Source organism: Phenylobacterium sp. (assembly GCF_030681155.1).
Classification (GTDB): Bacteria; Pseudomonadota; Alphaproteobacteria; order Caulobacterales; family Caulobacteraceae; genus Phenylobacterium.
Window position 1 is genome coordinate 55,415 of the sequence record NZ_JAUXXE010000034.1, and the last position, 20,184, is coordinate 75,598.

Annotated in this window: 10 protein-coding genes; 7 read left to right on the plus strand and 3 right to left on the minus strand. The window is 65.7% G+C overall.

The features are described 5' to 3' along the window. Positions 1-1,164 carry an aspartyl/asparaginyl beta-hydroxylase domain-containing protein gene (locus Q8M13_RS08765; protein WP_305299435.1) on the plus strand — a complete coding sequence of 388 codons (1,164 nt, stop codon included), beginning with the start codon at positions 1-3 and terminating at the stop codon, positions 1,162-1,164. A 2-nt stretch (positions 1,165-1,166) separates the two neighbouring features. Here Q8M13_RS08765 and Q8M13_RS08770 read toward each other — a convergent pair whose 3' ends face one another. Then, complete coding sequence (locus tag Q8M13_RS08770; protein WP_305299436.1) at positions 1,167-1,709, minus strand: hypothetical protein; 543 nt, start codon at positions 1,707-1,709, stop codon at positions 1,167-1,169. Positions 1,710-1,722: 13 nt separating this feature from the next. Between Q8M13_RS08770 and Q8M13_RS08775 the strand changes: the two genes are divergently transcribed. Both Q8M13_RS08775 and Q8M13_RS08780 read left to right on the plus strand, forming a co-directional pair. Then, complete coding sequence (locus Q8M13_RS08775) at positions 1,723-3,378, plus strand: peptide ABC transporter substrate-binding protein (RefSeq protein ID WP_305299438.1); 1,656 nt, start codon at positions 1,723-1,725, stop codon at positions 3,376-3,378. Between the two features lie 221 nt (positions 3,379-3,599). Next, positions 3,600-6,680, plus strand: coding sequence for a TonB-dependent siderophore receptor (locus Q8M13_RS08780; RefSeq protein ID WP_305299440.1), 3,081 nt, complete (start codon positions 3,600-3,602; stop codon positions 6,678-6,680). A gap of 102 nt (positions 6,681-6,782) precedes the next feature. On the opposite strand, the gene Q8M13_RS08785 is transcribed toward Q8M13_RS08780, so the two are convergent. Both Q8M13_RS08785 and sppA read right to left on the minus strand, forming a co-directional pair. Continuing rightward, on the minus strand, positions 6,783-8,267 hold the full coding sequence (locus tag Q8M13_RS08785; protein WP_305299441.1) for a putative 2OG-Fe(II) oxygenase: 1,485 nt from the start codon (positions 8,265-8,267) through the stop codon (positions 6,783-6,785). Between the two features lie 4 nt (positions 8,268-8,271). Continuing rightward, complete coding sequence (gene sppA, locus Q8M13_RS08790) at positions 8,272-10,047, minus strand: signal peptide peptidase SppA (RefSeq protein ID WP_305299442.1); 1,776 nt, start codon at positions 10,045-10,047, stop codon at positions 8,272-8,274. A gap of 255 nt (positions 10,048-10,302) precedes the next feature. On the opposite strand from sppA, the gene Q8M13_RS08795 reads away from it, so the two are divergent. The 4 genes from Q8M13_RS08795 to ggt all read left to right on the plus strand — a co-directional run bounded on the left by Q8M13_RS08795 (position 10,303) and on the right by ggt (position 20,077). Further along, a complete protein-coding gene (locus Q8M13_RS08795) occupies positions 10,303-12,090 on the plus strand; it encodes an amidohydrolase family protein (RefSeq protein ID WP_305299444.1) in 1,788 nt (595 codons plus the stop codon). A 133-nt stretch (positions 12,091-12,223) separates the two neighbouring features. Further along, the gene (locus Q8M13_RS08800) at positions 12,224-14,965 is read left to right on the plus strand and encodes a M14 metallopeptidase family protein (protein ID WP_305299446.1); all 2,742 of its coding nucleotides are present in this window, start codon (positions 12,224-12,226) and stop codon (positions 14,963-14,965) included. Between the two features lie 156 nt (positions 14,966-15,121). Continuing rightward, complete coding sequence (locus tag Q8M13_RS08805) at positions 15,122-18,175, plus strand: TonB-dependent siderophore receptor (protein ID WP_305299448.1); 3,054 nt, start codon at positions 15,122-15,124, stop codon at positions 18,173-18,175. Between the two features lie 129 nt (positions 18,176-18,304). Beyond that, on the plus strand, positions 18,305-20,077 hold the full coding sequence (gene ggt, locus Q8M13_RS08810) for a gamma-glutamyltransferase (protein WP_305299449.1): 1,773 nt from the start codon (positions 18,305-18,307) through the stop codon (positions 20,075-20,077). Positions 20,078-20,184 lie beyond the last annotated feature (107 nt).

Here is a 20,184-nt window from a genome sequence, read left to right on the forward strand (position 1 = left end):
ATGGATCCGGCCGCCATCGACGCCCTTGTCGCTGAAGCCATGGTCGCCGCGCGGGGCGGCGATGCTTCAGGCGCCCTGGCCTTGCTCCGGAAGGCCGAAGCCGCCGCGCCCGGCGATCCCAATCTGAAAATGCAGCAGGCGCTGGTCTACCGGATCACCGGCGCCTTGCCGCAGGCGATCGCGGCTCTGGATCAGGCGCTGGCGATCGATCCGTACAACTTCCTGGCGCTGCTCTCGAAGGGCGCTGTGCTGGAGAAGCTGTCGGGAGATCGCGCCGCCGCCCGTGTCTATCGTCACGCCATCGAGATCGCCCCGCCGGATGACAAGTTGCCGCCACATCTGGCGACTCCCCTGGCGCGGGCCCGGGCCGTCGTGGACGGCGTCGATGAGGAACTGGAGAACTTCCTGCGCGGCCAGATCGGGCCGCTCACCGCCGCTGGCGGCGAACTGGCGATGAACCGGTTGGACGAGGCTATCGGCGTCTATGCGGGCCGCCGCAAGGTCTACCAGCAGCAGCCGCTGCTGCTGCACTATCCGCGGCTCCCGGCGCTGCCGTTCTATCCTCGCGATCTGTTTCCCTGGCTTCGGGATCTGGAAGCCGGGACCGACGACATTCGCGACGAGCTTCAGGCGGTCCTGGCCTCACGCATGGATGACTTCGCGCCCTATATCGCCTTCCCGCCGAACGTGCCGGTGAACCAGTGGGAGGAGCTCAACCACTCGGAGCGTTGGAGCTCGCTGTTCCTCTGGAAGGATGGCCTGCGCCAGGACGCGGTCTGCGACAGCTGCCCGCGAACCGCCGCCTTGCTGGAAAGCCTGCCGATGGCGGACCAGGAGGGGTTCGCCCCGGTGGCGATGTTCTCGGCCCTGCAGCCGCATACCCGGATCCCGGCGCACACAGGGTCCACCAATGTGCGGCTGATCACCCACCTGCCGCTGATCCTGCCGGGGCCGGCACGCTTCCGCGTCGGCAACGACATGCGGGAATGGCGAATGGGCGAGGCCTGGGTGTTCGACGACACCATCGAACACGAGGCATGGAATGACGCCGACGAGACCCGGGTCATCCTGATCTTCGATATCTGGAACCCCTACCTGGAGCAGGGTGAGCGAGAACTGGTCAAGGTGCTGATGGAAGCCCGCAACCAGTTCTACGCGGGCTGATGCTATTCCGTCCGGCGGGCCCGGAAGGCGCGCTGGCCATCGACGCTCAGCAGGAAGCTGCCCATGGTCGCCTTACGCACGCGCGCCGGCATCCCGGCCTTGGGTTTGATGGACGGCGAATCGACGTCGATCTGCGTCCAGGTCGAGCCGTCCTCCAGCTTCAGGACCCACTTGCCGGTCGCCTCGGTCCGCGCCGAAACGATGCGGCTCTCGATGCTGTCGACTTCCTCGGGCTTGTCGCCGCGATCGAACACCGACAGCGAGGGCAGGCGGAACCCGAAGGCCTGGCGGCGAACCTGCTGGGCCTGAGCCCGATCGACGACGACAATATCGCCCTTGGCCTCGGCCGTTTCCAGGGCGGCGGCGGCGCCGTCGAAGCAGGCGAGGCGAGCCGAATCGTCTGCGACCTTACGACAGTCGGCCAGCTTCTGGACCAGCGCGGCCCGGCCTTCCATACTGGGCTGGGCGTATGCTGGCCAAGCGCAGAGGGTCGAGGCGGCAAGAACGACGGCCGCGTGTCTTACCCGAACCATAGCGATAGTCATTTCTGAGAGCCCCATGTCACTGCGTAAGCTCATTGAAGCCGCCAGCCACCATGCACGCAATCTCCTGATTCTGTCCGCCGTCGCGGTGGCGGTGCAGGCGTGCGGCGGTCAGAGCGGGCCGGCGCGGGCGCAATGCCCGGCGGGCAAGGTGTGCCTGCACCTGGGCAACGGCTCTGAACCGACGACGCTCGACCCCCATAAGTCCAGCGGCACCTGGGAAGATCGAATCATCTCCGACGCGCTGATGGGCCTGACTCAGGACGACGCCGCGGGGCGGCCGATCCCGGGCATGGCCGAGCGTTGGGAAACGTCGGCGGACGGGCTGACCTGGCGGTTCTACCTGCGCGACGCCAAGTGGTCGGACGGTGCGCCGGTGACCGCCGATGACTTCGTGTTCGCGATTCGCCGGATCCTCGATCCCAAGACCGCCTCGCAGTACTCGTCCTTGCTCTACATGATCGAAGGCGCGCAGGCGGCTACGGAAGGCAAGGCTCCCCTGGAGAGCGTCGGGGTTAGGGCGGTTTCGCCCAAGATTCTCGAATTCCGCCTGAACCATCCGGCCCCGTATTTGCCGGAGGTGGCCAAGCACTACTCGATGTATCCGGTGCCGCGGCACGTGGTGGAGAAGTGGGGCGACGCCTGGACCCGGCCCGAACACTTCGTCGGCAATGGGCCGTTCACCGTGCGGGAGTGGCGGCTGGGCGATTACGTCCGCTCGGTTAAGAGCCCAACCTTCTACGAGGCCGACAAGGTCTGCGCCGACGAGGTCTACTATTACCCGACCAACGACGCGATCAGCGCCGAGCGCCGCGTGAGGCGCGGTGAACTCGACTCCAACGCCGACATCCAATCGAATCGAATCGCCTTCCTGCGCAAGGAAATTCCAGAGTACGTCCGCACCCACACCTATCTCGGCGTGTCGTATGTGGCGTTCAATTCAAACGTGCCCGAGTTCAAGGACCCGCGGGTGCGGCAGGCGCTCTCGATGTCGATCGACCGGGAATTCATCGCCGAGAAGCTGCTGCGGGGCGGGCAGATGCCAGCCTACACCTTCGTCCCGCCGGGCGTTGCGAACTACCAGGGCGCCAAGCCCCCTGAGTGGGCGAGTTGGCCGTTCGCCAAGCGCCAGGCCGAGGCGCGTCGCCTGCTAGCCGAGGCGGGCTTTGGACCCGGTCGTCCGCTGAAGGTGGAGATCAAGCATCGCAACACCCCTGACCCGATGCTGGTCATGCCCGCCATCCAGGCCGATTGGAAATCGATCGGCGTCGATGCGCGTCTTGCGCAGAACGAAACCCAGATCGCCTATGCCTCATATCGGGCGCGTGACTTCCAGGTCGCCGACGCCGCGTGGATCGCCGACTACAACGATCCTATGAGTTTTCTGTACTTGATGCAGTCGGCGACAGGGCAGCAGAACTACGGCGACTACAGAAATGCAGACTATGACGCGTTGTTGGCCAAGGCTGACAACGAGCCGGATGCTGCAAAGCGCGGACAGTATCTCGCCGACGCCGAACACCTGATGCTCGAAGATACGGCGGTCGCCCCGACCTACTTCTATGTCACAAAGAACCTCGTGAACCCGAAGGTTACTGGGTTCGTGGATAACGTGATTGACCATCATCGCACACGCTATCTGTGCGTCGCGGGCAACAAACCGCCCGTTTGACGGCAAGCTCGGCACGAGTCGTGCGCTAAGGTGGGGCAGGGCGGGCGATCTGTGACCAGAATGCTACAGACTGACGTCCATAACGTGACCATCTATTGTTGTTCGTTGACCTGCGACATGTTCGCCCCGTAACTCGGGTGTAACCGGAAACAGCTCGTTTCTGGGACCTTTCCTTTGTGGGGAGCGGCTGCCTTCTGGTGGACCGCTGGAGGATACAAACAGTGAAATTCAAGTCGACGCGGGAGCGCCTGCTGGCGTCATCCATGATCTGCGGCGCGGCCCTTCTCGGGCTTAGCGCTACGCAAGCGATGGCCCAGGAGGGCCAGGAAGTCCAAGAACTGGTGGTCACCGGTTCGCGTATTCCTCAGCCTAACCTGACCAGCGCCAGCCCGGTGACCGTGGTTGGCGCCGAAGACATCCAGACCCGCGGCGTCACCCGCACGGAAGACCTGGTGAACCAACTGCCGCAAGTGTTCGCGGCCCAGGGCTCCAACTACGCCAACGGCGCCACCGGCACCGCCACCGTCGACCTTCGCGGCCTTGGCCCGAACCGCACCCTGGTGCTGATCGACGGCCGTCGCCTGATGAACGGTACTCCGGCCGCGACCGCCGGCAACACCGCCCCTGACCTGAACTTCATTCCCGCCGCGCTGATCGAGCGCGTCGAAGTCGTCACCGGCGGCGCCTCGGCCGTTTACGGTGCGGACGCCGTCGCCGGCGTTGTGAACTTCATCATGCAGCAGGACTTCGAAGGCGTTCGCCTCGACCTGCAGTACAGCGGCTACCAGCACAAGAACGACAGCAAGATCCAAGACGTCGTTCGTCGTCGCCAGGAAGGCGCCATCGACCCGTCGCGCTTCGCCCTGCCGGAAGAAACCGTCTGGGATGGCGGCACCACCGACCTGAACCTGGTGATCGGCGCCAACACCGCCGACGACCGCGGCAACGTGACGGCCTATGTCGGCTACCGTAACACCCAGGCTGTCACGCAAGACCAGCGCGACTTCAGCTCGTGCGCCCTGGGCCTCTCGGCCACCGGCCTGCACGGCTATGCTTGCGGCGGCTCCGGCACCACCGCTCCGGCCCAGTTCGTGCCCGGCGGCGGCACCCTGTCGTCGATCACCCTGGACCCGACCGCTCCTGGCGGCCGCGCCTTCCGCCCCTATGTCGCGGGTCGTGACGCCTTCAACTTCGCGCCCTACAACTACTTCCAGCGTTCGGATGAGCGCTACGTGCTGGGCGCCTTCGCGCATTATGAGTTCAGCCCGGCGGCCGAACTTTACACCCAGCTGATGTTCATGGACGACCACACGGTCGCGCAGATCGCCCCCTCGGGCATCTTCGGCCAGAACATCAACATCAACTGCGAAAACAACCCGTACCTGACGCCGACCATGGCGACGTCGCTCTGCGCGCCGACCATCGACCAGCTTCCGGACGACGACAACTTCCCGAACACCATCGGCGTCAACCCCGATGCCGACCCGGTGACCCCGGGCCAACAAGCTTCGGTCGCCATCCTGCGCCGGAACGTTGAGGGCGGTGGCCGTCAGGCCGACCTGCGTCACACCTCGTATCGCGGCGTGATCGGCATGCGCGGCGACCTGGGCGACGGCTGGAACTACGACGCCTTCGCGCAATACGGCACGGTCAGCTATCAGCAGATCTACAACAACGAATTCTCGCTGGCCCGCTCGCTGCGCGCCAATGACGTTGTCATCGATCCGCTGACCGGCCAACCGGCTTGCCGTTCGGCCGTGCCGTCGCTGGCCGGCGCCAATGTCGACGCCGCCTGCCGTCCGTACGACGTGTTCGGCACCGCCGGCCCCAGCGCCGAATCGCTGAACTATGTCCAGACTCCCGGCTTCCAGAACGGCACCTACACCCAGACCGTCGTCAGCGGCGTGCTGACCGGCCAACTGGGCCAGTACGGCGTCAAGACGCCTTGGGCCGAAGACGGCGTGGGCATCGCGCTCGGCACCGAATATCGCCGTGAAAGCCTCGACCTGAACACCGACATCGCCTTCCAGACCGGCGACCTGCTCGGCCAAGGCGGCGCGACCCTGCCGTCGCAAGGTTCGTACGACCTGTACGAACTGTTCGGCGAAGCCCGCATCCCGCTGGTTCAAGATCGCCCGTTCTTCCACAGCCTGTCGGCGGAACTCGGCTATCGCTTCTCGGACTACTCGCTGCGCTTCAACACCAACACCTACAAGATCGCGGGTGACTGGGCGCCGACCGAGGACTTCCGTCTCCGCGCCAGCTACAACCGCGCGGTTCGGGCTCCGAACATCATCGAACTGTTCTCGACGGCCAACGTCGTCCTGAACGGCACGACTGATCCGTGCGCCGGCGCGACCCCGGACTTCACTGCGGCTCAGTGCGCCAACACCGGCGTCAGCGCTTCGCAGTACGGCAATCTGGCGGTGAACCTGGCCGAGCAATACAACGGTCAGACCGGCGGTAACCCCGACCTGGATCCGGAAAAGTCGACCACCAAGTCGCTCGGCCTGGTGCTGACCCCGACCTTCTTCCCGGGCTTCACCTTCTCGGTGGACTGGTACAACATCGAAGTTGAGAAGCGCATTGGCCAAATCGGCCAGGACGTGACTCTTGAGCGTTGCGCCCTCACGGGTGACGCCTTCTTCTGCGGCCTGATCAAGCGCGCGCCGGGCACCGGTTCGCTCTGGCTTTCGAACAACGGCTTCATCGTCGACACCACCTTCAACACCGGTGGCCTCGAAGTTGAAGGCGTCGACCTCGAAGCTACCTATCGCTTCGACTTCGCCGACATGAGCTTCACGAACGGCATCAGCAACTACGGCGGCCTGAGCTTCAACTTCCAAGGCAGCTACCTGAAGGACTACCTCGTCACCACCCTGCCGGGCGACGAGCCCTTCGACTGCGCCGGCCAATACGGCAACATCTGCACCGGTTCGGCCGTTTCCGCGGCGGCTCCGATGCCGGAATGGCGCCACAAGCTGCGCCTGACCTGGAACGCGCCGTGGGATCTCGAAGTGTCCGGTACGTGGCGCCACATCTCGGAGGTCACCTCCGACCGTGGTGTTGAAACCGCCGCTGACGCGACCCTCAAGGCGATGGACTACTTCGACCTCGCCGGTAACTGGGGCGTGCGTGAAAACGTGACCCTGCGCTTCGGCGTCAACAACCTGTTCGACAAGGATCCGCCGCTGGCCAGCCAAAGCAACTGCCCGGCCGGCCCTTGCTCGGGTAACACCTATCCGCAGACCTACGACTCGATGGGTCGTTATCTGTTCATCGGCGCCCGGATGGACTTCTAGTCCTTCCAGCACCGTAAAAGTTGAAGGGCGGCGACTTCGGTCGCCGCCCTTTTTCTTTGCAATAACGGGATGTTGGGCCGATCTGGCCCGTGCCGCCGCGAGCTAGGCGGGGACGGCGTCGAAGGCGACGGTCATACGCTGTTCGTTCGACGCGAACGGAACCGTCCCATGCCACATGTACGACGGGAACAGCACCAGCCGGCCAGGCTTGGGCTGGATAAAGCGCTCCGCTTCCAGGGCCGGCGCTGTCCGAATGCCGGGTTCGCCAAACTTGATCCAGCCTGGCTTGGCCTCTGTGTCTTCGGTGTCGCGCGGAACCGATACGTAGAAGGCCGAGGATATCCATCCCATCGGATGGACGTGATTGGTGTGGTGGCCTGAGGTTTCCAACCGAACCGACCAGGCCCCGGCCAACTGGGCCGAGCCGTTGTTTCTGCGGTCAAAGGAGGTGTCGCCGAACCCAATCTTCTCGATGTGATCCTGCATGGTTGCTCGGAACCGCTCGAGCAGGTGTTCGATCGGCGCCTCGTGAGCGCCGTCGAGCCGCAAGGGCGTCTGGCCGCCGCCCCGCACCGATTGCGAGAAGGGGTGAACCGTAAAGCCGTGCAGCCGGTGCAGCGCCGCGCGCAGCGCCTCCAGGTATTCGCGGTCCTCGGCCTTGCTCTCATCGAAGAGATCGTAGGCGCCGACCAGGCGGTCATAGTCGTACATGGCGCCATAGCGTTGATCGCCGGTCAGCCGCCATGTCGTGGCCTGTAGGGCCAGTGCGAACTGGTGGTTGGGAGCTTCGGCGACCGCGGCCTCGGCGGCCCGCCTGGCGTTCTCCAGGTCACCGGCCGCCAGCAGGGCCTGCGCGGTCAGAGCGTTCGCGCCGCCGATGCCGAACTCGCGGGTCGCCTGAGCCCAGCGCACGGCGGCCGGGGCGTCGTCCAACTCGCAGCACAACTCCACCGCCAGACCGAGGAGCCGTGCGTCTCGCGGCGTCATAGCCAGGGCGGTCTCAATCGTTCGCCTCGCCGCTTCAGGATCGCCGGTGAATTCGTGAGCGATGGCGAGGGTATAGCGTAGGCCCGGGCTGCCGGGTTGGGTCGAGATCGCCCGTTCAAGCCGCGCCAGGGCGTTCTGGCGGTCGCCGGTTCGCATCCAGATGAGCTGGGCCAGTTCCCTGTGGGCTTCTTCGTATTCGGGGCGCGCGTTGATCGCAGCGATGAAGGCCCGTTCCGCCTCGTCGAACCGGCGTTGTTCCTGCAGCGCGCGCGCCAGGACCAGGCGGGTCTCGGGGGCGGCGAGGCCAAGGCCAATGGCCTTGTTCGCGGCCGTTTCGGCCTCGGCGGCCTGACCAAGATCGCCGAGAGTCGAGGCCAGGTTGTGCCAGCACACGGCATTGGTTGGAAAGCGGCCGACCGCCGTCTGGTTGGCGGCCAGGGCTTCTCGAGGTCGGCCCGCGGCTTTCAGAACCGTGGCCCGGGCGGCGAGCGCGCCGGCTGTCGCGTCCGGGCGAGCGACCAATTCGGCGGCCAGGGCAAGGGCGCCCTCGATGTCGCCCCGCCCCAACAGCTCATAGGCCCTGCGATGGTCAGTGCTCACGGCTCTACTTCACGGGGGTGGGGGCCAGCACCATGGCTCCGCCGCTGCGCAGGCGTTCCTGAGCCATTTCGTCCAGGACGCCCTGGGCGCGGGGATCGCCCATCACCCAGGCGGCGGCCGCCAGGGTGCGGACGGACGTGGCAGAGATGCCGAGCGCGCTTTCCAGCGCCTCGAACGGCGAGGTATGGGTGGTCATGCGCTTGAGGCGAACCTCGCCCTTCAGGCCAGCCAGGGCCTTGGCCTTGTCGACGGCTTGATAGAAGCCGCCAACCTCGTCGACCCGGCCGATCTCGCGCGCCTGGGCGCCGGTCCAGACCCGACCCTTGGCGATCTCGCGCACGCGCTCAGGCGGCAGGTTTCGGCCGGTGGCGACGCGTCCGATGAAGTTGTCATAGATGCGGTCCATCCAGCCGGAGAAGGCTGCGCGCTGGGCCGGGGTCATCGGGGCGCCTGCGCTGAAGGCGCCGGCGTACTCGCCGCCCACCCCGATCTGCCGCATGTCGACGCCGAAGCGCTGGAGGGCTTCTCCCACCGCGAACTTGCCGCCGAACACCCCGATGGAGCCGGTGAGGGTGGTCGGATGAGCGACGATGGCCGAGGCTTCGCTCGACACCCAGTAGCCGCCCGAGGCCGCATAGGTGCCCATCGAGACGACGACTGGCTTCTTCGCGGCCTTGGCCGCGCGAACAGCGGCCAGGATCTGTTCCGAGGCGGTGTCCGAACCGCCGGGCGAGGAGACGCGGAAGACAATGGCCTTCACGTCCTTGTCCTCAATGGCGTCATAGAGCGCCTCGGAAATGTCGTCGGAGTACATCGACGAGGACGCGGAGAACGGGTTCGTGGATCCGTCGTGGCCGGTGACGATCGCGCCTTCGCCTTCGACGATGGCGATGGCCGGGCCGGGCTTGTGGACCCGCTCGCGGCTGGCGCGCATGTACTTCTCGAAGCTGACCAGTTCGGAGTCCTTGCCGGCCTTGGCCAGGGCGGCGGTCTCGATCTCCTTGACCTGCCCGACCTTGTCGATCAGGCGAAGCTTCAGGGCCTCCTCGGCCAGATAGGGGCCGGCTTCCAGATTGGTGCGCAGCGCTTCTGGCGTCAGCTTGCGGTCAGTGGCGGCGTTGGCGAGCGCCGAACCGTATACCGAGCCCATCCAGGACAACTGGGCCTCACGGTGCGCCGGCGTGTAGTCGCTATAGAGGTACGGATTGACGGCGTTCTTGAACTCATAGCGCTGCTCGTAGTCGGCCTTCACGCCATACTTGTCGAACGCGCGCTTGAGGAACACGTCCTCGCTGGAAATCCCGACCGCCTGGAACGACGCGCCCGGCTGCATCCAGAGCTCGTCGGCGGATGCGCCGAGCATATAGGTCGAGGTCACGACGCCTGACGGATACAGGCCCTGGCTGTGGGCGAAGACCGGCTTGCCGGCGGAGCGGAATTTCTTCAGCGCCAGACGAATCTCATCGGCCGCGGCCGGCGCCATGCCGCCGTCGGGCAGCCGCACCAGCAGCGCCTTGACCTTGCCGTCCTTGCCCGCGCGGTCGAGCGTCTCGATCACCGACATCACCGACATCGAGCGGCGGCCGAAGGAGGCGAACGGATTGATCGGATCCTGGTCGGTGAGCGGATCGCGCAGATCCAGCTCGAGCACCGCATGGCTCGGTGTCGGCGCTGGTTTGGCGGCGCCGGCGGCCATCACGATCAACAGGAACGGCACGCCGATCAGGAAGAGCACCAAGCCCGCGAAGACGCCGGCCGTGGTGATGAGGAATTGCTTCATAAGGGAAGGTCGCCAGGAGGGAGGTTCGCCGCCCAAGCTACATGGCCCCGCGTTTCGTTCAAATGAAGACCCTGCAATTGTCGCGCGTAAGGGACAGTTGGTCGCTGAGACGCGCCGCGCGGCCCTTCAAAGGTAAAATCTTGCCCCTGAACATCGTTAGGTTTGGCTTTTCGTCCCGCCACCAAAGTATGCAACGGGCCTGAGAGCGGCGCGGCCGCCCTTTTGCGCAATTTAGAACATGTGATGGGGGCTCCCTTGAACCTAGCTAGAGACGGTTGGCGCGTGGTCGGAGCCCTGGCGGCCGGCGGGTTCCTGGCCATCGCCGGCGCGGCGCACGCCGAAGGACAGCCCGTCGCCATCATGGGCGCCACCGTGTTCGACGCCACCGGCGCAGCCCCGCACCTGGCCAATGTCGTGATCAAGGACGGCCGGATCGCCGAGGTCGGCCCCGGCGTAAAGGCGCCGCGCGGCGCGACCGTGATCAACGCCAAGGGCAAGGCGCTGCTGCCGGGCTTCTTCGACGTCCACACCCATTGGACCCCGGCGGGCGACCCGCGCATCTCGCCGCAGATCGCCAACGCCTACATCGCGGCGGGCGTCACCACGGTGAACGATTTCCACCAGCAGCCGGAATCGTTCGCACCGCGCCGGCAGTGGATCGGGACCATGGCCTCGCCGCACGTGAACTTCGTCGCCCGCATGAGCACGCCGGGCGGGCACGGGGCCGACTGGGCTGACACCGCCACCACCAAGTGGGTGAACACCCCCCGGGCGGCGCGGACCGAGGTCCAAGCGCTGGTTCCCTACAAGCCAGACTTCATCAAGGCCTTCACCGACGGCTGGCGCTATGGCGCATCGGCGGACAACACCAGCATGGACGAGGGCACGCTCACGGCTCTGGTCGATGAAGCCCACCGCAACAACATCAAGGTGCTGACCCACACGGTCACAGTCGAGCGCGGCCAGATCGCCGCCCGCGCCAAGGTCGATATCATCGCCCACAGCCTGCAGGATCGCGAGATCGACCAGCAGACCATCGACCTGATCAAGGCATCGGGCACCGCCTACGCGCCGACCCTGGCTGTCTATGATCCGAACAAAGGCGAGGGCGCGGCCACCACGCCGGAAGCCAAGAAGCGCAGCGAAATCAAGTTCGGATACGCCCTGCACAACACAAAGGCGCTGCATGACGCCGGCGTCGTCGTGGCGCTCGGCACCGACGCCGGCATGACCGGGACGCCGCACGGCGTCTCGACGCTGCGCGAGATGGAACTGCTGGTCCAGGCCGGCCTGACGCCCAGCGAGGCGCTGATCGTCGGCACCGCCAATAGCGCCAAGGTGTTGGGCGAGCTGGACGATCGCGGCACGATCGAGAAAGGCAAACGCGCCGATCTGGTCCTGGTCGCCGGCGCGCCCTGGGTCAATATCGCCGACGTCCGCAAGACCGACCGCGTCTTCGTCGATGGGAAGCTGGTGCATGGGCCGGGCGTGAAGCTGCCCGCCGCCAACAGCCAGGCGGCCATGCCGGCGGTGAAGGTCGCTGCCCTGATTGACGATTTCGAGGGCGCAAAGGAGCGCTCCAGCCTCGACACCCTGCGCCTCAACGACACCGACGGCGGTGTCGATCGCACCGTACAGGTGGCCCAGGTCATCCCGCGCACGGCTACCAATCACGCCCTGAGCATCGACGCCAAGATGTCGATCAAGGACGACCCGAACGCGGGCGTCATCATTCCGCTGACCCGCGGCTCGGTGCAGCCGGTCGATGCGCGCGCCTATAAGGGCGTGCGGTTCGAACTGCGCGGCGACGGCGCTTATGAGCTTGGCGTCAATACCCTCGCCGGCCGCTGGACCTCCGAGGTCGGGGGCGGTCCGGAGTGGCGGACGGTCGAGATTCCGTTCACCGCATTGAAGCCGGCCCAAGGACGCGGCGGGGCCAAGGGCGCCTGGACGGCGATGGATCTGCTGGAAGTCTCGATCAGCGGCAGCCGGCCGGGCGGCCAGAAGCTGTGGGCCGAAGTGGACAACGTGACCTTCTACTAGTCGACCAGGAAGCGGCTTCGCGGCGACGCCGCTGGGCCGCTCATCTGGGCAGGGTTTCGGCGAAGGGGTGGGTTTCTTCGCGCCCTGCGTCTTGCGTACATAAGCCAGCGGTCGTGAGCCGCGAGGGGGCCCTATGCACTTTTCCAGATATCTAAGAAACGCCGCCGCCGTGGTGGCCATCACCGTTGCGCTCGGCGCGCCCGCATGGGCCGCCGCGCCCAGTGGGATCACCTCGCCCAAAGACGCGTTCGGTCACGATATCGGCGACGACTACTTCCTCGCCAACTACACCCAGCTCGAAGCCTATTTCAAAACCCTCGCTGGGCAGTCCGACCGCATGAAGCTGGTCGACATCGGTCCGACCGAGGAAGGCCGCCGCGAATACATGGCGATCGTCTCCTCGCCGGCCAATCTGGCCAAACTGGATCGCTATCGGGAGATCGCGCGCAAGCTGGCCAAGGCCGAGGGTGTCAGCGAAGAGGAAGCCAAGGCGCTGGCCGCTGAAGGCAAGGCGGTGATCTGGATCGACGGCGGGCTTCACGCCACCGAGGTCGTCCCGCCCCAGGCGTTGATCGCGGCGCTGCATGACATGCTGACCAAGGATGACGCCGAGACCCGCCGCATCCTGGACGACGTCATCATCCTGTTCGGCCAGGTGAACCCGGACGGCCAGGAACTGGTCTCCAACTGGTACATGCGTAACGCCGATCCGGCGAAGCGCGAGTTCAACAGCCTGCCGCGCCTGTATCAGAAGTATATCGGCCACGATAACAATCGCGACTACTACATGTCGGCGATGAAGGAGACCACGAACGTCAACCGGATCTTCTTCCGGGAGTGGTATCCGCAGATCGTCTACAATCACCACCAGACCGGCCCGGCCGGGACCGTGGTGTTCATGCCGCCGTTCCGCGACCCCTTCAACTACAACTACGACCCGCTGGTGATGTCGACCTTGAGCGAGGTCGGCTCGGCCATGCACAGCCGGCTGATCAGCGAGGGCAAGCCCGGCTCGACCATGCGCAGCGGCGCGACCTACTCGACCTGGAACAACGGGATGGAGCGCTCCATCACCTATTTCCACAACACCGTCGGCCTGCTGACGGAGATCATCGGCCATCCGACGCCGATGCAGATCCCGCTGATTCCGAAGAACCAGATCGCCCGCAACGACCTGCCGGCGCCGATCGCGCCACAGCAATGGAAGTTCCGCCAGTCGATCGACTACTCGATGTCGATCAATCGCGCCGTGCTCGACTACGCCTCGCGCAACCGCGAGCGGCTGCTGATGAACATCTGGCGGATGGGCGACAACTCGATCGAGCGCGGGCGTCAGGATAGCTGGACCGTGACACCGAAGCGTATCGAGGCGCTGGAGGCGGCGGCCAAGGGGCGTCCCGAGGTCGGCAGCGGCCGCAACGCGAGCGTCGATCCGACGCTCTATAACCAGATCCTGCGCGACCCCGCCCTGCGCGATGCGCGCGGCTACATCATCCCCGCCGACCAGGCCGACCTACCGACGGCGGTCAAGTTCCTGAACGCGCTGATCAAGACCGGCGTCGATGTCGAGCGCGCCGACAAGGCGTTCAAGGTCGGCGGCAAGTCCTATCCGGCCGGCTCCTATGTGGTGCGCGCCGACCAGGCCTACCGTCCGCACGTCCTGGACATGTTCGAACCCCAGGATCACCCGCACGACTTCGCCTATCCGGGCGGCCCGCCGATCGCGCCCTACGATTCGACCGGCTACACGCTGGCCATGCAGATGGGCGTGAAGTTCGATCGTATCCTCGACGGGTTCGATGGTCCCTTCACGCCGGTCGCCGATGTGATGGCGCCCTCGCCTGGCAAGATCATCGGTTCGGGCAAGGCCGGCTACCTCGTCAGCCATGAGGTCAACGACAGCTTCATCCTTTCCAATCGCCTGCTGAAGGCGGGCGAGGGCGTCTATTGGGTGAAGACCGCGACCAAGGCCGGCGGCAAAGCGTTCGCGCCGGGCGCCCTCTGGATCCCGGCTACGCCGGCGAACCGCGCAATTCTGGAGAAGGCCACGGCCGAACTGGGCGTCGACGCCTATGCGGTCGCCAAGGCTCCGATCGGTGAAACCCTAAAGCTGAAGCCGGTCCGCGTTGGCCTCGTAGACAAGTACGGCGGCGTCATGACGTCGGGTTGGACGCGCTGGCTGATGGAGCAGTTCGAGTTCGATTATCAGGTCGTCTATCCGCAGCGACTGGACGCTGGCGATATCGCTAAAGACTTCGACGTCCTGGTCTTCACCAACGGGGTGCTGCCGTCGGTGGGCGGCGAGGGATACGGTGGACGCCAACCGAAGGCCGAGGATATTCCAGCCGAGTTCCGCGGCTGGCTGGGCGAGATCACCCCGGAAAAGACCGCGCCGCAGATCGCCGCCTTCCTGCAGGGCGGCGGCTCGGTCGTCGCCATCGGCCCGTCCACCCGTTTGGCTCAACTGGTCGGGGTGCCGGTCGGGGACGCTCTGGTTGATGCGGCGGGCAAGCCCCTGGCGCGCAACGACTTCTACATTCCCGGTTCGCTGCTTCAGGTCTCGGTGGACAACACCCAGCCGCTCGCCTTTGGCGCGCCCTCGACCATGGACGTGTTCTTCGATCGCAGCCCGGCCTTCGCGGCCGGCGCCGGCGCTCGCGCCGCCTGGTATCCGCAAGGCGATGTCCTGCGGAGCGGTTGGGCCGTGGGACAGCACAGGTTGGTTGGAGCGGGCGCCGTGCTCGACCTCAATGTCGGCAAGGGCAAACTGTTCCTGATGGGACCAGAAGTTGCACAGCGGGCTCAATCACACGCTGCGTTCAAGTTCTTGTTCAATGGTCTTCAGTACGGTCCGGCAATAGCGGCAACACAGTGACTGTAATGTCACAAACGCCGTTATATCCCATCAGATAACAAGGGAATGAGTGACGCGACGGCAAGGATCATGTGTTTGTCGCGTCAACTTTGGGGCCGCGCAAGGATAGCTGCGTGCCCCGATGCTTGCACTTATGAGTTGAGGGGATAAGACTTGATGCGTTCTCGTATGTCTTGGCGTCACGCCATGCTGGCGACCTCGGCGCTCTGCGCCGCTTCTTGGGCCGGCGCCGCGTCGGCCCAGGCCACCGACGACATGGTCGAAGAGATCGTCGTCGTTGGTTCGCAGATCGAAGGCTCGAAGGTCACGGCGGCTCTCCCCGTCACCGTGGTTGACCAAGCCCAGCTCGACAACGTGGCCGCCACTTCGGGCGACGACCTGTTCCGCTCCATCCCGCAGATGGGCGATGTGAGCTTCAACTCGAGCTACTTGCCGAACTCCAGCAACAGCGCCCGCGGCGACGTCGGTTCGGTGAACCTGCGCAACCTCGGTGTCGGCAACACTCTGGTCCTGCTGAACGGCCGTCGCGTCGTGGCTCACCCGACCAGTCGCGCTGACGAGAACCTGGTTCCGGTTCTGACCTACAACACCAACGCCATTCCGGTCAGCGGCATCAAGCGCCTGGAAGTCCTGCGTGACGGCGCTGCGGCGCTGTACGGCTCGGACGCTGTGGCGGGCGTGATCAACACTGTGCTGATGGACGACTATGACGGTCTGACCGTCGAAGCCCAGTACGGCTCGGCCGAAGGCACCAACCTGCGTGAAGGCGAGTTCTCGCTGCAAGCTGGTCGGAACTTCAACGAGGGTCGCGGCAACGTCACCCTCTTCGCCAACTACACCAACCGTTCGGCGCTGAAGGCCTGGGACCAGGACTTCACCTCGTCGGTCGACCGGACCTCGCTCTTCGCCGGCACCGACTACGCCAGCAACGTGACGCTGGACGACCGCGTGACCTCGACGCCGTGGGGCAGCCTGACCACGCCGTCGTCGTTCGGGATCATCCGTCAGAACGGCGTGGCGCTGACGACTGCGGCCGGCGCCTTCCACATCCAGCCGACCACCAACGGCGCGTGCGCGAGCATTCTGCCGAACGGCATCTGCCTGGCGACCGGCGCGGCGGCGACCGGCGCGACGGGCGCCGACCGCAACCTGCGTTTCGACACGGCTGGCACCTTCAACCCGTCGGTCATGCCTGAGCTGGAACGGGTTAACCTGTTCCTGACCGGCAAGTACGACCTGACCGAGGACCTGCGGGCGTTCGGCGAGATCGGCTACTACACGGCCACCACCCACGCGGTGCAGACCTCGACGACCAACCTCAGCGGCCTGCCGATCGCGATCGCGACGACGAACTATTACAATCCCTTCGGCGCGGCGGTTCTGAACGGCCAAGCCAACCCGAACCGCCTGCCTGGCCTGAGCATCCCGGCCGCCGGCGTTCCGGTGACGATGAGCGCCTACAACTTCGTCGACGTGGGTCCCAACCACGTTGACGTCGAGAACACCCAATGGCGCTTCCTCGGCGGCCTGAAGGGCGAAAAGTTCGGCTTCAAGTGGGAAAGCGCGCTGCTCTATTCGAAGGCCGAGGTCGAGGACACCTCGGACGGCATCAGCGCGACCCTGCTGCAGCGCCAGCTCGCGCTGTCGACGCCTGACGCTTACAACCCCTTCAACGGCGGCACGCTCGGCAATCCGAGCATTGGCGACGGAACCCCGAGCTCGCAGGCGGCGATCGACGCCATCCGCGTCAAGACCGTGCGCAAGAGCACCAGCTCGCTGGCCCTGGCCGATTTCAAGGTCTCCAAGGTCGACCTGTTCGCGGTTCCGGCGGGTGACATCGGCTTCGCCGCCGGCGTCGAGTACCGCCGCGAAACCCAGAAGGACGACCGTGACGCGCGCCTGGACGGCACGATCAAGTTCACCAACTCGGTCACCGGCGTCACCTACGAGAACGACCTGATCGGTTCCAGCGCTTCGCCGGACACCAAGGGCGCGCGCAACGTCACCTCGCTCTACGCCGAGCTCGCCATCCCGGTCATCTCGCCGGATATGGAAATTCCGTTCATCTACAACCTCGAAGCCCAGCTCGCTGGCCGCTACGAGAACTTCAGCGATGTCGGCGACGTCGCCAAGCCGAAGGTCGCCGTGGCCTGGGACATCTATGATGGCCTGCGCTTCCGCGGTTCGTGGGCCCAGGGCTTCAAGGCTCCGAACCTGGAGCAGGTGAACGCCACCCTGGTCACGCGTTCGAACAATCGTCGTGACTGGTACCGCTGCGAGGCTGACCGCCGCGCCGGCCGTATCGCCAGCCTGCAGGCGTGCGCCCAGCCCTCGACCCTCGAGCGCCGTTCGGGCAACTCCGAGCTGAAGCCGGAAGAGTCGGAAACCTGGGGCCTGGGCGTCGTCTATCAACCGCACTTCGTGCCGGAAGAATTCGGTCGCTTCACCTTCACCGTCGACTACTGGCGTGTGAAGCAAGAGGGGATCGTCGGCCTGTTCGGCGGCGGCAACGCCATCACCGCCGACTATCTGGCTCGCTTGAACGGTTCGTCCTACGCCGACGTGGTTCGCGCCGCGCCGACCGCTGACGACATCGCCGCCTTCCAAGGTACGGGTCTGGCCCCGGTTGGCCAGATCCTCTACATCGCCGACCAATACCAGAACCTGCTGCCGCAAGAGGCGCGCGGCCTGGACATCGGCGTGATGTGGAGCCTGCGCGGCACTCAGTACGGCGACTTCAGCGTCAACTTCAACGCCGCCCACCTGATGAAGTTCTACCGCTCGCCTTCGCCGGGCGTGGCCGAACTGGTCGCCGCCCAAGCGGCCGGCCAGCTCGACCCGTCGATCTTCATCGGCGGCGGCGGCGACCTGATCCGTCAGAACGGCCGTCCGGAATGGAAGTGGTCCGCCTCGGCGACCTGGAACTACGAGCAATGGACCGTCGGCGCCTTCACCCAGTACATCGGTGACGTCGAAGACACCCAGCTCCTCGACGCCGAAGGCGACGCCTGGATCATCGACTCGCAACTGACCGCGAACATGTACGGCCAGTACGAGTTCACCGAAGGCCTGGCGGCCAATACCCGCCTGCGCGTCGGGGTTCGCAACCTGACCGACGAGAAGCCGCCGTTGTCCTCGGACGGCTATCTGGGCGAGCTCTACCAGCCCTACAGCCGCTACTGGTACGTCAGCGTCCGCAAGTCCTTCTAAGGACCTGCATCCCGGCCGGCCCAGCGGGGCCGGCCGGTTCGCGGTGGGAGCGTCGACGTCGGCGCGTCGCTCCCAGGCCGCCTCTGCCCCCATCCTCGCCGTTCGACATGATCGCCAGGAGGACACGGCATGAACCCCGTACGCCGCACATCCCATTCCATTGGCCGTCTGGCCCTCGTCTCGGCCCTAGTGGTCGGACTGCAAGGGCCGCTGGCCGCCAGCGCCTTTGCGCAGGAGGCGGTCGCCCCCGCACGCGGCGTCGCCACCGGCGGCGATCTGGTCGGCTACAATTCCATCCATCACCCCGCGATCGGCCGCGACGGCATGGTCGTGGCCCAGAGCAAGATCGCCGCGCGCATCGGCGCCGAGATCCTGCGCAAGGGCGGCAACGCCGTGGACGCCGCGGTGGCGGTCGGCATCGCCGAGACCATGACCTTGCCGCGCGCCGGCAATGTGGGCGGCGGCGGCTACATGCTGGTCTATGACGCGACTACCAAGAAGACCGTCGCCATCGAGTACTATGGCCAGGCGCCGAACGCGGTGACGCCGGATCTGCTTCTGGGCCAAGACGGCAAGTTGTCGGAAGCCAAGGTGATGTCCTTCAAGGGCGTCACCATCCCGGGCACAGTGGCCGGGCTCTATGAGGCTCACAAGCGCTTCGGCAAACTGCCGTGGAAGCAACTGATCCAGCCGACCATCGACCTGGCCTCCAAGGGCATGGTCATGACCGATGACGAGGCCGTAACCCTGGCCGAGCGTCGCCAGGCGCTGGGCAAGGACCCCGGCGCGCTGAAGGTGTTCTACAAGCCTGACGGCTCGACCTACGGGCCGGGGGAGACGTTCCGGAACAAGGATCTTGTCTGGACCCTGAAGCAGATCCAGGCGCGCGGCGCCGACGGCTTCTATCGCGGGCCGGTGGCCGAGCGGCTGGTGGCCGGTGTCCAGGCCGGCGGCGGCGTGATGACGCTCGAAGACCTTGCCGGCTATCGGGCCAATGTCATGGAGCCCATCTGGTCGGACTATCGCGGTCTGAAGATCGCCTACATGTCCCCGACTTCGGCGGCCTCCAGCGTGGCCGAGGTGATGAACATCCTCGAGCAATTCCCGATGCAGTCCTATGGTTGGGGGAACGTGCAAAGCATGCACGTCATCTCCGAGGCGCTGAAGATCGGGGCGGTCGATCGCCGCTATTCCGGCGGCGGCCCGCAGTGGAAGACGCCGGCGATCGGCCTTGCCAGCAAGGCTTTCGCCAAGGAGCGGGCCAAGCTGATCTCGATGGACAAATCGCTCGACGCCGCCAGCCTGCCGCCGCTCGATCCGCGTCCCTATGAGAGCCCGGACACCACCCACTATTCGGTGGCTGACAAGTTCGGCAACGTGGTCACCAACACCTATACGCTCAGCTCGTCGTACGGGGCCCATGTGGTGGCGCCGGGCACCGGCTTCCTGCTGAACAACTCCTTGGCCAACTTCGATTGGGCCGGTTACAGCCAGAACCCTGCCAACAAGCCTGAGCCCGGCAAGCGCGCACAATCCACGATCTCGCCGATCCTGGTGTTCAAGGACGACAAGCCGTGGCTGGCGACCGGCACGCCCGGCGGCGGCACCATCATCTCGACCATGGTCCAGGTGCTGGTCAATGTGATCGACCACGGTCTGAACATCTCCGAAGCCGTGCAGCGCCCGCGCATCTCACAGGGCGGGCCCGACGCGCCGATCCAGCTTGAGGAATCGATCCCGGAGGATCTCGTGGCCGGGCTGCGGGCCAAGGGCCACGTCGTCCAGCGCTCGCAGATCATCGGCAGCACCCAGTCGATCATGATCGGGCCTGACGGGGTCTTCTACGGCGCGGCCGATACGCGCCGCCCTGACGCCGAGGCTGTCGGGGTTCGGGTCTTCTAGTCGCCAGCCTCCCGCCTCGCCGCCTCATCGCCCGTGACAACGCGGCGAGGCGGCGAGGGGAGGCTGTTCAACGCCTCCGATGTGCATGCCGCGCGGCCTACGCTTAG

What these genes read in the sequence shown, in the direction of transcription:
- Q8M13_RS08765 (WP_305299435.1), top strand. Translation starts at nt 1, where the DNA reads ATGGATCCGGCCGCCATCGACGCCCTTGTCGCTGAAGCCATGGTCGCC.
- sppA (WP_305299442.1), bottom strand. Translation starts at nt 10,047, where the DNA reads ATGAAGCAATTCCTCATCACCACGGCCGGCGTCTTCGCGGGCTTGGTG.
- Q8M13_RS08770 (WP_305299436.1), bottom strand. Translation starts at nt 1,709, where the DNA reads ATGACTATCGCTATGGTTCGGGTAAGACACGCGGCCGTCGTTCTTGCC.
- Q8M13_RS08805 (WP_305299448.1), top strand. Translation starts at nt 15,122, where the DNA reads ATGCGTTCTCGTATGTCTTGGCGTCACGCCATGCTGGCGACCTCGGCG.
- ggt (WP_305299449.1), top strand. Translation starts at nt 18,305, where the DNA reads ATGAACCCCGTACGCCGCACATCCCATTCCATTGGCCGTCTGGCCCTC.
- Q8M13_RS08800 (WP_305299446.1), top strand. Translation starts at nt 12,224, where the DNA reads ATGCACTTTTCCAGATATCTAAGAAACGCCGCCGCCGTGGTGGCCATC.
- Q8M13_RS08775 (WP_305299438.1), top strand. Translation starts at nt 1,723, where the DNA reads ATGTCACTGCGTAAGCTCATTGAAGCCGCCAGCCACCATGCACGCAAT.